Origin of the sequence: Allobosea sp. Root483D1 (assembly GCF_001429505.1) — a bacterium.
GTDB lineage: Bacteria > Pseudomonadota > Alphaproteobacteria > Rhizobiales > Beijerinckiaceae > Allobosea.
Genome location: NZ_LMJW01000004.1, coordinates 100,899 through 113,628, shown reverse-complemented (window position 1 = coordinate 113,628; position 12,730 = coordinate 100,899). Strand labels below are relative to the sequence as shown.

Annotated in this window: 16 protein-coding genes; 11 read left to right on the top strand and 5 right to left on the bottom strand. The window is 67.2% G+C overall.

Annotated features, from left to right (window positions below):
- Positions 1 to 319: 319 nt before the first annotated feature.
- Positions 320 to 1,150, top strand: coding sequence for a WecB/TagA/CpsF family glycosyltransferase (locus ASE66_RS07580; RefSeq protein ID WP_244494832.1), 831 nt, complete (start codon positions 320 to 322; stop codon positions 1,148 to 1,150).
- A gap of 6 nt (positions 1,151 to 1,156) precedes the next feature.
- Here the strand turns inward: ASE66_RS07580 and ASE66_RS07575 are convergent, their stop codons facing one another.
- The gene (locus ASE66_RS07575; RefSeq protein ID WP_082613276.1) at positions 1,157 to 2,278 is read right to left on the bottom strand and encodes an AbrB family transcriptional regulator; all 1,122 of its coding nucleotides are present in this window, start codon (positions 2,276 to 2,278) and stop codon (positions 1,157 to 1,159) included.
- 231 nt (positions 2,279 to 2,509) lie between these two features.
- Between ASE66_RS07575 and ASE66_RS07570 the strand changes: the two genes are divergently transcribed.
- Positions 2,510 to 3,613: a DMT family transporter gene (locus ASE66_RS07570; protein WP_082613275.1), complete on the top strand. Its 1,104-nt coding sequence runs from the start codon at positions 2,510 to 2,512 to the stop codon at positions 3,611 to 3,613.
- 19 nt (positions 3,614 to 3,632) lie between these two features.
- Positions 3,633 to 4,568, top strand: coding sequence for an acetamidase/formamidase family protein (locus ASE66_RS07565; RefSeq protein WP_057189009.1), 936 nt, complete (start codon positions 3,633 to 3,635; stop codon positions 4,566 to 4,568).
- 55 nt (positions 4,569 to 4,623) lie between these two features.
- Here the strand turns inward: ASE66_RS07565 and ASE66_RS07560 are convergent, their stop codons facing one another.
- Positions 4,624 to 5,076, bottom strand: a complete 453-nt coding sequence (locus tag ASE66_RS07560; RefSeq protein ID WP_057189008.1) for a PIN domain-containing protein — start codon at positions 5,074 to 5,076, stop codon at positions 4,624 to 4,626.
- Between the two features lie 4 nt (positions 5,077 to 5,080).
- Complete coding sequence (locus tag ASE66_RS07555) at positions 5,081 to 5,326, bottom strand: type II toxin-antitoxin system Phd/YefM family antitoxin (protein WP_057189007.1); 246 nt, start codon at positions 5,324 to 5,326, stop codon at positions 5,081 to 5,083.
- Positions 5,327 to 5,438: 112 nt separating this feature from the next.
- Between ASE66_RS07555 and ASE66_RS07550 the strand changes: the two genes are divergently transcribed.
- From ASE66_RS07550 to ASE66_RS07525, 6 genes are all read left to right on the top strand, one after another.
- Entirely contained in the window at positions 5,439 to 6,122 is a 684-nt protein-coding gene (locus ASE66_RS07550) for a winged helix-turn-helix transcriptional regulator (RefSeq protein ID WP_057189006.1), read from the top strand.
- Complete coding sequence (locus tag ASE66_RS07545; protein ID WP_057189005.1) at positions 6,119 to 6,505, top strand: DUF488 domain-containing protein; 387 nt, start codon at positions 6,119 to 6,121, stop codon at positions 6,503 to 6,505. The genes ASE66_RS07550 and ASE66_RS07545 overlap by 4 nt, the downstream gene beginning before the upstream one ends.
- 78 nt (positions 6,506 to 6,583) lie before the next feature.
- Positions 6,584 to 7,522, top strand: coding sequence for a PLP-dependent cysteine synthase family protein (locus ASE66_RS07540; protein ID WP_057189004.1), 939 nt, complete (start codon positions 6,584 to 6,586; stop codon positions 7,520 to 7,522).
- Positions 7,523 to 7,570: 48 nt separating this feature from the next.
- The gene (trpA, locus tag ASE66_RS07535) at positions 7,571 to 8,416 is read left to right on the top strand and encodes a tryptophan synthase subunit alpha (protein ID WP_057189003.1); all 846 of its coding nucleotides are present in this window, start codon (positions 7,571 to 7,573) and stop codon (positions 8,414 to 8,416) included.
- A 35-nt stretch (positions 8,417 to 8,451) separates the two neighbouring features.
- Positions 8,452 to 9,348 (top strand): acetyl-CoA carboxylase, carboxyltransferase subunit beta, encoded by an 897-nt coding sequence (gene accD, locus ASE66_RS07530; protein ID WP_057189002.1) that lies wholly within the window; start codon positions 8,452 to 8,454, stop codon positions 9,346 to 9,348.
- A gap of 34 nt (positions 9,349 to 9,382) precedes the next feature.
- Positions 9,383 to 10,705, top strand: a complete 1,323-nt coding sequence (locus tag ASE66_RS07525) for a bifunctional folylpolyglutamate synthase/dihydrofolate synthase (protein WP_057189001.1) — start codon at positions 9,383 to 9,385, stop codon at positions 10,703 to 10,705.
- Here the strand turns inward: ASE66_RS07525 and ASE66_RS07520 are convergent, their stop codons facing one another.
- Entirely contained in the window at positions 10,706 to 11,125 is a 420-nt protein-coding gene (locus ASE66_RS07520) for a type II toxin-antitoxin system VapC family toxin (RefSeq protein ID WP_057189000.1), read from the bottom strand.
- The gene (locus tag ASE66_RS07515; protein ID WP_057188999.1) at positions 11,125 to 11,382 is read right to left on the bottom strand and encodes a type II toxin-antitoxin system prevent-host-death family antitoxin; all 258 of its coding nucleotides are present in this window, start codon (positions 11,380 to 11,382) and stop codon (positions 11,125 to 11,127) included. Before ASE66_RS07515 ends, ASE66_RS07520 begins: the two co-directional genes overlap by 1 nt.
- A gap of 74 nt (positions 11,383 to 11,456) precedes the next feature.
- Between ASE66_RS07515 and ASE66_RS33140 the strand changes: the two genes are divergently transcribed.
- A complete protein-coding gene (locus ASE66_RS33140; RefSeq protein WP_244494831.1) occupies positions 11,457 to 12,032 on the top strand; it encodes a hypothetical protein in 576 nt (191 codons plus the stop codon).
- Positions 11,920 to 12,729, top strand: coding sequence for an aldo/keto reductase (locus ASE66_RS07510; protein ID WP_244494840.1), 810 nt, complete (start codon positions 11,920 to 11,922; stop codon positions 12,727 to 12,729). The genes ASE66_RS33140 and ASE66_RS07510 overlap by 113 nt, the downstream gene beginning before the upstream one ends.
- The last annotated feature ends 1 nt before the right edge of the window (position 12,730 follow it).

The window sequence follows — 12,730 nt, the reverse complement described above, 5'->3', positions numbered from 1 at the left end:
CGCTCGCTCGGTCGCAGGCGGTCCGGTTTCGGCACAGGTGATGCGCCGGAGGCCGCCTACCCCCGCCGAAGTGGCAAGGGCGGTGCCGCGGCGGCATCGGGCGGTTTCGCGGGAAATGCGGGGGAATCGCCCCGGTTGGACCGGTATGGAATGCGACCGGGCAGAAGAGCGTCCCAGAACGGGACAGCCGGCGAGACAGAGAGCCGTTGGGCCGGCAAGACCGGTTATCGGATCAGGGAAAGGCAGCGTTCATCCTATGTCGGGGTTCCGCTTGACCCTCGGAAGAAACCCAACGAAGACAATGAGCTACGCCGTCAGCATGGCGACGTTCGTGCCAGCAGCGATCGAGATGAACGTCGTTCTCTTCCAGAACTCACAGCGACGGGCTGCCCTCGCCACCCCGCCCGAGCCGCCGCGCCGCGACATCGCCGGCGTCCCGGTCGCGGCCTTGACGCGGCAGGAGGCGCTCGCACTGGTCGATCACGCCTTCGACGGCGGCAACCATCTGCATCTGGCCTACTGCAACGCCAATCTCGTCAACATCGCCGCGCGCGATGCGGGCCTGCGCGAGCGCCTCGCCCGCTTCCTGATCCTGCCCGACGGGATCGGCGTCGACATCGCCTCGCACCTGCTCTATGGCGCGGCCTTCCCGGCCAATCTCAACGGCACCGATTTCACACCGGCGATCCTCGCCGCGCGCAAGCAGCCGCTCTCGGTGATGCTGCTCGGCGGCCGGCCAGGCGTCGCCGAGAGCGCCGCGGCGAGGCTGCGCGCCGACTACCCGCAGCATCGCTTTGCGGTGCTGAGCCATGGCTATTTCTCGTCGCAGGACGAGCCCGCCCTGCTGACGCGGCTCGCGCATGAACGGCCCGATCTTCTGCTGGTCGCTTTCGGCAATCCACGGCAGGAAAAATGGATCGCCGACCGGATCGATGCCCGCCATTGCGCGGTCGCGGCCGGCATCGGCGCGCTGTTCGATTTCCTCGCCGGCGAGGTGGCGCGGGCGCCGGACACCTTCCGCACCCTGCGGCTCGAATGGGTCTACCGGCTCTGGCTCGAGCCGCGCCGACTCTGGCGGCGCTATGTCGTCGGCAACCCGGCCTTCCTCATGCGCGTGTTGCGCCAGAAGCTGGTGCAGCGCCGCGCCTGAAGCCGCCTACGGTTTCTTCCCGACGATGAAGCCGAAGAGCGGGCCGGCGCCGATCATCACCAGGAAGACCCGGATGATGTGGTGGGCCGCGACGAAGGCGACTTCGGTGTGCAGCGCCAGGGCGATCAGGCTCATCTCGGCGAGGCCGCCCGGCGAATAGGCCAGGATCAGCGGCACCGGCTTGTAGCTTGAGACATGCGCCACCGCGAAGGCGAAGACCAGCGTCAGCGCCACCAGGATCACGGTCGAGCCGAAAGAGATCAGGAGGATGCGCAGGATCGCCTGCGGCGGCGTGCCGACGAAGCGGCAGCCGATGGTGACGCCGAGGATGAGCTGGGCGACATTGACGATCTCGTAGGGTGGCACGGAATCGCTGAAGCCGACGAGATGCACGATGGCCGAGACCAGCATCGGCCCGAGCAATTGCTTGGCCGGCATGCGCAGCGCATGGGCGAGCATCACGCCGGCGATCGCGCTGGCGACCAGCCAGAACCAGCCCAGCGCCGAGGTCTGGAACATCGACGGGCCCTGATTGCGGTTGATGCCGAGCGAGACGCCTTCGAGCCATTGCACGATGAAGGGCAGCGTCATCACCACCAGCAGGATGCGGGCGGAGTGGATCAGCGCGATGGTGCGGGCATCGCCGCCCTTCTCCTCGCCGGTGATCACCATCTCGACGAGGCCGCCCGGCATGCCGGAGAAGAAGGCGGTCACGGGGTCGTAGCCAGCGACGCGGCGGAAATAGGTGACGCAGCACAGGCCGCAGGCGACCATGAACAGCACGAGCCCGCCGATGGTCGGCAGCCAATTCGGCATCTGCGCGATGATCTCCGGCTTGAATCCGGAGCCCAGCATCACGCCGATCACCGCCGACATGGGCGGGCGGATCACCGGGGGAGCGGCCACCGGCGCGCGGGCGATGGCAGCGACGGTGCAGAACACCATCGAGCCGAGCATCCAGGGCAATGGCAGGCGGTAATGGGCGAAGAGCCAGCCGCCGAGGGTGCCGAGTGCCAATGCGAACAGAAAACGGCGCCAGGGAAAGCGTCGCGGCGACAACTCGCTGATGCCGTTGACCGCATCCCTCAGCAGATCCCGCATCGCCCCGATCACCTCCCTGAGACGCATGCCGATGGCAGCGCCACGGCGTTGCTATACGCCATTCGCATGACGATGACAGGGCCTTGTCGGCATGCCGCCCTTGCCCTCGCGGCGGAACGAATGGACGTGGCGGCAACCCCGACAGGCAACCCTGCCATGTCCGCAAGTCACTGACGAACGGGCGGAAAATCGGCGACAGTCGAATCCTGCAGGATATCTGATAGGCCGTCGGCGTCTTCCGCCCGGCTCGGGGCAGCCATGAGCGAAGACCGCCTTTCGGAAGCGACGGGTCGCGGCAGCGAGAGCATCGGCGTGGCCGAAGCGCTGCCTGTTTCAGCCGACGAGGATGGCAGTCCGGGAGAGCCTCCCGAACCGTCCGATTCGCGTCTGGCAGCTGTTCCTCTCCCGCCGGTCCTGTCCGCGCCGTCCCGCGAGAGCTGGCTCGGCACACGTCGCAATCGCTCCCGTCTATGGTGGCGGGGGGCGAGCCCGAACCTGCGCGGCACCGTCTACATGATCACCGCGCTGCTCGTTTATGCGGTGATGGTCGGCGCCTTCAAACATCTCGGTACTGCGATCCCCCTGATCGAGACGCTGATGATCCGCCAGATCATCATGAGCGCGGTTGTCTTCGTCATCGCCGGCCGCAGCCTGCCTCTGGCCTTCAAGACCGATCGGCCGGGCCTTCAGATCTTCCGCGGCCTGATCACGCTGGCCTCGATGCTCTGCGGCTTCAGCGCGCTCATCCATATCCCGCTCGCCCAGGCGACGGCGATCAGCTTCAGCCAGGTGCTGTTCGTCACCATCGCCGCCGTGCTGATCCTGAAGGAGCGCGTCGACACCGCCCGCTGGATCGCGACCGCCCTCGGCTTTGCCGGCGTGCTGATCATGCTCAATCCGTCGGGCGATGGGTTGAACATCTGGGCGCTGATGTCAGTCGGCGGGGCGCTGTTCGGCGCCGGTATCACCATCAGCGTGCGCATCCTCGGCACCAGCGAGCGCACCGAGACGATCCTGATTTATCAGGGCCTGGTGCTGATGGTCGTCCTGGCATGGCCGGCCTGGGCGCTCTGGGTCTGGCCAACAGCCGAGCAATGGTTCTGGCTGGTGCTGCTCAGCCTGTTCGGCACCGCCGGGCAATGGCTGATCACCAAGGCCTATCAGGTCGGCGAGGCGTCGGCGCTGGCGCCGCTCGATTTCAGCCGCCTGATCCTGGCTGGATTCACCGGCTTCGTCTTCTTCGCCGAGGTGCCTTCGCTGACGACGCTCGCCGGCGCCGCCATCGTCATCGGCGCGACACTCTACACCATGCGCCGCAATGCCCGCAGCCGCGTCGGCTCCGACCTCTCTTCCCCGCCTTGACCGACCAGCGAGACAGACCATGGCGCACCATCAGCTCGATGCCTCCCTCGCCACCTGCCATTGGGGCTATTTCGATGCCGGGCTGAAACCGGTGCTCGAGATCGAGAGCGGCGACAGCGTCACCATCCGCACCGTCACCGGCGGCCCCGCCCATCTGCCCGAGGGCAATGCGACGATTCCGCCCGAGATCCACGAGATCCATGACAAGGCCGAGCGCATGCTGCCCGGCCATATCCTCACCGGCCCGATCGCGGTGAAGGGCGCCAGGCCCGGCCAGGTGCTGGAGGTGCAGATCAGGAGCGTGAAGCCGCGCACCGATTTCGGCTACACCATGTTCCGCCCGCTCGGCGGCACGCTGCCGGACGAGTTCGATTACCATGCCTTCCGTTACATCCATCTCGACCGCGAGCGGAACGTCGCGAACCTGCCCTGGGGCATGGAGCTGCCGCTTTCGCCCTTCTTCGGCGTGATGGGCACGGCGCCGCCGGCGCATTGGGGCCGGGTGACCTCGCTGATCCCGCGCGCCTTCGGCGGCAATATCGACAACAAGGAGCTCGGCGCCGGCGCGACGCTCTATCTGCCGGTTTTCGTCGAGGGCGCGCTGTTCTCCTGCGGCGACGGCCATGGCGCCCAGGGCGATGGCGAGGTCTGCATCACCGCGATCGAGACGGCGCTGGAAGGCACCTTCGAGTTCCATCTGCGCGAGGACCTGTCCTACGCGATGCCGCGTGCCGAGACGAAGAGCCACCACATCACCATGGGGATCGATCCCGACCTCGACATCTGCGCGAAAGATGCTCTGCGCGAGATGATCGGCCTGATCACCTCGCGGACCAAGCTGACGCGGGACGAGGCCTATATGCTCTGCAGCCTCGCCGCCGATCTGCGGGTGACCCAGACGGTCAACGGCTCCAAGGGCATTCACTGCATGCTGCCGAAGAGCCTGGTGGCGTGATCCCGGCCTGAGCCTCTCGGATCTCCGCTTCGCCGCGCACCAGAATGGCGCCGGGTCAGCCGTGATGCCGCAGCGCATCCGCGAGGAGCGGATGCTGCAGCTCCGCGAACGGATTGGCGACCGTCACGCCGCGATGGACAAAACCGTCCTGCATGTCTTCGGACAGCAGCAGGGCGCAGCCGGCCTCCGCGGCCGTGACGAGGATGAGCGCATCCCAGAACTGCAGACCGTGGGTGGCGGCAAGTGCGAGCGCGCCGTCCCAGCAGGCGGCATCGACCAGCCGGAAGCTGGTAGTGCTGCGCCATTCCAGGCAGATCTCCCGCGCACGGCCACGCGGCACACCGAGCTTGCGCGTCAGGGCATTGAAGAGCTCCCCGATGACCTGCGACGGCAGCACGATACGCTCTTCCCCCAGAGCGCTCCTGATCTGTCGCGCTCGTGCCACGCGCGGCTGATCATTGAAGCCCTCGGCATAGATCAGAATGTTGGTGTCGAAGCCGACGCGCATCGCCTCAATCGTAGAAGTCGTCGCGCGTGAGACGCGGCAGATTCTGGGCGGGCTGCGAATTCAGCCGCTCCGTCAACCTGTCGAACGCCTCGCGTCGGCGCGCCTTTTCGGCGTCGGCCTCCTCGACGCGGGTGATTTGCACCTTCGGCTGGCCGCGCGAGGTCACGACGACGCGCTCGCCGCTCTCGGCGAGCTTCATCAGCTTCGAGAATTCGCGATTGGCCTGCGCAGCCGAAACCGTCTTCACCATGACGGCCTCCCGATGTAGTGATGTCACTACATTTATGGATATGGTCTCGCGGGAATGCAAGCGGTCCGGATTTCGGACCGCATCGGTCGATCCTTCGTGTTAGGCTGGCGCCATGAGCAGCTATGGCCAGTTCTGCGCGATGGCGCGCGCCCAGGAGACGCTCGGCGGGCGCTGGACCTTGCTGATCGTCCGCGAGATCCTGTGCGGCAGCGGCCGTTTCAATGACATCCGCCGCGGCATTCCGCGGATATCCAAGACCATGCTGTCTGAGCGGCTGCAGGCGCTTGTCCAGGCAGGCGCGCTCCGTCGTAGCGTAGGGGCTGCCGGCCCCGAATACGCGCTGACCCCGGCCGGGCTGGAGCTCGCCGAGCTCGTCAAGGCGATGGGCGTCTGGGGTCAGCGCTGGCTGCCGCGCCATGCCGAGCAGGAAGACCTCGATCTCGAGCCGCTGCTGATCGACATGCAGCGGCGCGTGCGCTTCGCGGCTCTGCCGGACGAGCCGCTGGTGGTGCGGTTCGAGATCAATGGCCATCCCGTGCGGTTTCTGCTGCTCAAGCGCACGGAAGCCTCCTTTTGCAGCCTGAATCCGGGCTTTCCGGAAGCGCTCACCTTGCGCGGCCCGCTGCCGGCGCTGGCCGCCTGGTGGCGCGGCGATGTCAGCTTTGCCGGAAGCAACCGGCTTGGCCTGTCGCTATCGGGGCCGCGCGACCTGATCCGGGCGTTTCCCGGCTGGTTCGAGCTCTATCTTTTCGCCGGCATCTCGCCGGCCCATAGCGATCAAAGGGCCAGCGCATGAGCGTCCGCGTCATCCGCCTCGGCACACCACGCGATCCCGCCGAGGGCACGCGCATCGGCACGGTCCGGCGCGTGCCCCGCGGGGTGCCGAAGGAGCGCTATGCCAGCGAGAACTGGTTCGACGTCTGGTTCCCGGTGCTGTCGCCGACGCCCGAGCTGATGGCGCAGGCCAAGGCCGCCGAGAGCGAGAAGGACTGGACCGGCTTCACCCGCGCCTTCAAGGCAGAGATGGCGGAGCCGGCGCCGCGCCATGCGCTCGACCTGCTGGCGACCCTGTCGCATGGCAGCGATTTCTCGGTCGGCTGCTATTGCGAGGACGAGGCGCATTGCCATCGTTCGGTGCTACGGGCGCTGCTGGCCGAGCGCGGCGCCAAGTTCGCCTGAGGCGGTCCGGATTTCGGACCTGACCTGAGGCGGCTTTCAGACGAGAAGGCGAAAAGCCCCGCTCGCAAGGACCGCCGCATGCCCCCCACCATTCTCGACCGTATCGGCAAGACCTCGCTCGTGCCGCTGCGCCATGTCGTGCCGGCCCATGGCGCCCGCATCCTCCTCAAGCTCGAAAGCGAGAACCCGACCGGGAGCATGAAGGACCGGATGGCGCTCGCCATGATCGAGGCCGCCGAGGCGGATGGGCGGCTGAAACCCGGCGGGGCCGTGGTCGAGTATACCGGCGGCAGCACCGGGGTCTCGCTGGCGCTGGTCTGCGCGGTGAAGCGGCATCCCCTGCACATCGTCACCTCCGACGCCTTCAGTCGCGAGAAGCTCGACCATATGGCGATCCTCGGCGCGAAGCTGACCGTGATCGAAAGCGAGAGCGGCAAGATGACCGGGAAGCTGACCCGCGACATGATCGCGGCGGCCGGCGCGATCGCACAGCAAACTGGCGCCTTCTGGACCGACCAGATGAAGAACCGTGACCAGCTTTCCGCTTATGATGCGATGGCGGCGGAGATCTGGGAGCAGACAAGCGGGCGCATCGACGGCTTTGTCCAGAGCGTCGGCACCGCCGCGTCGCTGCGCGGCATTACCGCCAGCCTGCGAGCCCGGAAGGACAGCATTCGTATCACCGCGGTCGAGCCGGCGGAGTCGCCGGTACTCTCCGGCGGCCCTCCCGGCGCGCACAAGATCGACGGCATCGGCGCCGGCTTCGTCGTGCCGCTCTGGCAGGACGATATCGCGGATACGATCGAGCTGGTTTCGACCGAAGAGGCGCGGGCGATGGCGCTCCGGCTGGCGCGCGAGGAAGGGCTGTTCGCCGGGCTCTCCACCGGCGCCAATGTCATCGCCGCCTTGCGGCTGGCCGAGAGCCTGCACCCGGACGCGACGGTCGTCAGCGTGATGTGCGACACCGGCATGAAGTATTTCGGCAGCTATCGCGCCGCGCTAGCGGCCCCGGCCTGACCCCACGCCCTCTCGCCAGCCGGGCGCGGCCATGCTAACCGCTCCGGCATGAACGAGACCGGACAAGCCCGCATCGAAGCCCGCTTTGCCGCCTGTGCTACGGCGGGCCGCGCCGCGCTGGTGACCTATGTCACCGCCGGCGATCCCGATTTCGACACCGGCAGCGCGATCCTGAACGCCCTGCCGGCAGCCGGCGCTGACATCATTGAGCTCGGCGTGCCCTTCACCGATCCGATGGCCGACGGCGTCCCGGTCCAGCTCGCCGGCCAGCGCGCCCTCAAGGCCGGGCAGACGCTGCGCAAGACGCTCGCCATGGTCACGGCCTTCCGCAAGGCCGGACACGACACGCCGATCGTGCTGATGGGCTATTACAACCCGATCTGGGCCTATGGCGTCGACACCTTCCTCAAGGACGCCCGCAGCGCCGGAATCGATGGACTGATCGTCGTCGACCTGCCTCCCGAGGAAGACGCGGAGCTCTGCCTGCCGGCGCTCGCCGCCGGCGTGAGTTTCATCCGCCTGGCGACGCCGACCACCGACGACAAGCGCCTGCCGCGCGTGCTGCAGAACACCTCCGGCTTCGTCTACTATGTCTCGATGACCGGCGTGACCGGCGGGGCGATCGCGAATTACGACGCGGTCGGCGCAGCGGTCGGCCGGATCAAGCAGCACACCAGGCTCCCCGTTGCGGTCGGCTTCGGCGTCAAGACGCCGGCCGATGCGATCGCGATCGCAAGGGACGCCGACGGCGTCGTCGTCGGCTCGGCCCTGGTCGAGCGCGTCCGGCTCTCGCTCGACGCCGAGGGCAAGGCCACGGAAAAGACGGTTTCGGCTGTCACCTCGCTGGTCGCCGAGCTCGCGGCCGGCGTCCGCACGGTTGTCAAGGCAGCCTGAGCCGTTAGCGGCTTACGCAATTCAAGGATGATCCGATGAACTGGATTTCCGAAGTCGTCCGTCCGCGCATCAAGACGCTGTTCAAGCGCGAGACCCCGGAGAATCTCTGGATCAAGTGCCCGGATTCCGGACAGATGGTCTTCCACAAGGATGTCGAGGCCAATGGCTTCGTCATCCCTGGCTCCGACCACCATATGCGCGTCGCCGCGCAGGACCGGCTGCGGCTGACCTTCGACGAAGGCAAATGGATCGATGTCGCCCTGCCGGAGGCCGTGGCCGACCCGCTCAAGTTCCGCGACGAGAAGCGCTACAGCGACCGGATCAAGGACGCCCGCGCCAAGACTGGTGCAACGGACTCGATCAAGGTCGGCTATGGCCGGGTCAAAGGCCTGCCGATGACGGTCGCGGTGCAGGACTTCCACTTCATGGCCGGCTCGCTCGGCATGGCCGCCGGTGAGGCCTTCATCAAGGCCGCCGAGACGGCGCTGGAGAAGAAGACGCCTCTGGTCGTGTTCGCCTGCGGCGGCGGCATGCGCATGCAGGAGGGCATCCTGTCGCTGATGCAAATGCCGCGCACGACTGTGGCCGTGCGGCGCCTGAAGGCAGCGAAACTGCCCTATTTCGTGGTGCTCACCGATCCGACGACCGGCGGTATCACCGCGTCCTATGCGATGCTGGGCGATGTCCACATCGCCGAGCCGGGCGCCCTCATCGGCTTCGCCGGCCCGCGCGTGATCGAGCAGACGATCCGCGAGAAGCTGCCCGACGGTTTCCAGCGCGCCGAGTATCTCAAGGAACACGGCATGGTCGACATGGTCGTGCATCGCCACGATATTCCGGCGACGCTGGCGCGGCTCGGCCGTCTGCTGACCAAGCAGCCGCTCCCGGCCGTGAACGCACCGGAACCCGAGCCGCAGCCGGCCGCTGCCTGACCGCTTTCCACCCCGGCCGGAGGCCGGTGTCCTGATGAGTACATCCGACCTCCTGCTGGCGCGCTTCCTCGCGCTGCATCCCAAGCTGATCGACCTCTCGCTCGGGCGTATCCTGCGCCTGCTCGAACGGCTGGGCGATCCGCAGAAGAAGCTGCCGCCGGTGATCCATGTCGCCGGCACCAACGGCAAGGGCTCGACGATCGCCTTCATGCGGGCGATCCTCGAAGCGGCCGGCCTCTCGGTCCATATCTACACATCGCCGCATCTGGTGCGCTTCCATGAGCGCATCCGGCTCGGCCGGCCGGGCGGCGGACGCTTCGTCGACGAAGCCTTGCTGGTCGATGCGCTGGAGCGCTGCGAGAAGGCGAATGCAGGCGATCCCATTACCTTCTTCGAGATCACCAACGCCGCAGCCTTCCTGCTCTTCTCCGAGCACAAGGCCGATGTCGTGCTGCTCGAGGTCGGGCTCGGCGGGCGCTTTGACGCGACCAACGTGATCGACCACCCGGCCTGCACGGTGGTGACGCCGGTCTCGCTCGATCATTCCGAATATCTCGGCGACACCGTCACCAAGATCGCCGGCGAGAAGGCCGGCATCTTCAAGCGCGGCGCCCCGGCGGTGATCGCACCGCAGGAGCCGGAACCGACCGCCGTGCTGGAAGCTGCGGCCGAGCGCGTCGGTGCCTCCAAGATCCTGGTCGGCATGCAGGACTTCAACGTCCACGAAGACAGCGGCCGGCTGGTCTACGAGGACGGCGACGGCCTGCTCGATCTGCCGCTGCCGCGTCTCGCCGGGCGCCACCAGCACACCAATGCCGGTACCGCGATCGCAGCCCTGCGCGCCGCCGGCTATGGCGGGCTGCCGGCAACCGCCTTCGAGCGCGGCATGACCGAAGCGGAATGGCCGGCCCGCCTGCAGCGGCTGGCGCGCGGCAGGCTTGCCGAGCTCGCGCCAGCCGGCGCCGAGCTCTGGCTCGATGGCGGCCATAATCCCGATGGCGGGCGCGTGCTCGCCCAGGCCATGGCCGATCTCGAGGAGAAGAACCCGGCGCCGCTCGTCATGATCGCCGGCCTGCTCGCGACCAAGGATGCGCGCGCCACGCTCGGCCACTTCAAGGGGCTGGCGCAAGGCCTTTTCGCCGTCTCGATCCAGAACCAGCTCGCGGCGCGCTCGGCCGAGGACGTCGCGACGCTGGCGCGGGAAGCTGGCCTGAAGGCCGAGGTCGCAGGCTCGGTCGAGCAGGCGCTGCGCGAGATCGCATCTCGGACCTGGCCGGCGCCGCCGCGCATCCTGATCTGCGGTTCGCTCTACCTCGCCGGCGAGGTTCTGGCAGCCAACGGCACGCCGCCGGTTTGATCAATCTGGTTTGAGCCAAGGGTTGAGCGTGGGGACGCCGCAAGACGCGAAATCCCTCTTATTGCGCGTCACCACCGTCAGTGAATGCACCAGAGCCGTCGCTGCGATCATCGCATCGCGCTCGGGGCGCGGATCGGGAACGTGCAGCGCGGCGCAACGCAAGGCTACTGCCGTGTCGAACGCCAGAACGCGGCCTTCGAACTGCGGGAGGATGCGTTTGTGCAGCCAGTTTGCGAAGAGATGCGCCTGTTGCGGATCGCGACGTTCAACGCGAAGGACTCCCTGCTCGATCTCGAGGACGGTCACAGCGGAAATATAGAGGAGGTCGGCGGGAACCGCCTGTGACCAGGCCCAGACGGCCTGATCCGCCCGGTGCATGCGGCGAATCTCCGACAGCACATTGGTGTCGAGCAGATACATCAGTCGAATTCGATCGGCTTGAAGCCGATCTTGTCGCTCATTCTCGGCGGGTCGAACTCGAAATCCGCGCTGTCGGGATCGCCAACCGCCTCCGCCAGGCTGAGGCCTTTACCCGTGAGTTTTCGATACTCGTTGATCGTCAGCAGGACATGCGAAGGCTGGCCGCGATCTGTGATGAAGACGGGCCCTTGCTGGGCGGCCCTCTTGGCGCGTCCGACATCCTGGTTGAATTCGCGGCTGGACAAGGTCATCGGCATCGGCAAACTCCTGTCACAACCTCGAATGTAGATATGTTGCTACATTCTGCAAGCGCCCAGCGACAAGGAGCGCCATGCCAATCCCCGGACTGACGACGCTCGGGCTCATCCTGCTCTGCAGTGCGCTCGGTGGCTGCGTGACCTCGGGCGACACTACCGTCGACGGCATCGACCGCGCCGTCGCCGGCGAGGCGACCTTCATGCAGCAGACCTACATGACCATGGACACGCGTTGCCGCCAGGTGAAGCGGCCGACCGCCGTGCTGACGCAGAAGCCACGGCATGGCACGGTCAGGATGCTGACGCGCAAGGCCAAGGCGGTCTATGGCCCCGGCCCCTACGAGCATTGCGATGGCAGGGTCGGCAACGCGCTCGCCTTCGAATACACCTCCCACCCCGCTTATCGCGGTCGCGACGGCTTTTCGGTGCGCATCCGCTTTCCGACGGCGAGGTCCGCCATGGCCGCTACGAGGTCGATGTCCGCTGAACGACAGGACGACAGCAATGACGCAGGCTTTCGGCAAGGGCGGTCCCGCGGTGTCGCGGATCGGCCAGGGCACCTGGAACATCGAGCGGGCAACGCGGGGCGACGCGATCGCGGCGCTGCGCAGTGGGCTCGATCTCGGACTCTCCCATATCGACACGGCTGAGATGTACGGCGATGGCCTCGCCGAGGAGATCACCGGCGAGGCGATCGCCGGGCGGCGTGACGAGGTCTTCCTGGTCTCGAAGGTGCTGCCGCACAATGCCTCGAAGGCCGGCACGCGCAAGGCCTGCGAGCAGTCGCTGCGCCGGCTCGGAACCGACCGGCTCGACTGCTATTTGCTGCACTGGCGCGGTTCATACCCGCTGGCGGAGACCTTCGCAGCGTTCGAGGAGCTCAGGGCCGAGGGCAAGATCCTGTCCTGGGGCGTCAGCAATTTCGACGTCGGCGATCTCGACGAGGCGCTGCGCGTCGCCGGGCCCGGCAGGATCGCCTGCAATCAGGTGCTCTACCACCTGCGCGAACGGGCGATCGAGCATGCGGTGATCCCCTGGTGCGAGCGCAACGGCGTCGCCGTCACAGCCTACAGCCCGTTCGGGCAGGACGACTTTCCGGAAGCTGGGTCGCCGCCGGGCAAGGTGCTGGCCGAGATCGCCGCGGCCCATGGCGTGAGCCCGCGCCAGGTCGCGCTGGCGTTCCTGACGCGCAATCCCAGCGTCTTCGCGATTCCGAAGGCGGCCAAGGCACGCCATGCGCAGGACAATGCCGGCGCGCTGAAGCTTGAACTCGGCGATGCGGACATCGCCAAGCTCGACGCCGCCTTCCCGCGCGGTCCAAAACCGCGCGGGCTGCCGATGCTGTAGA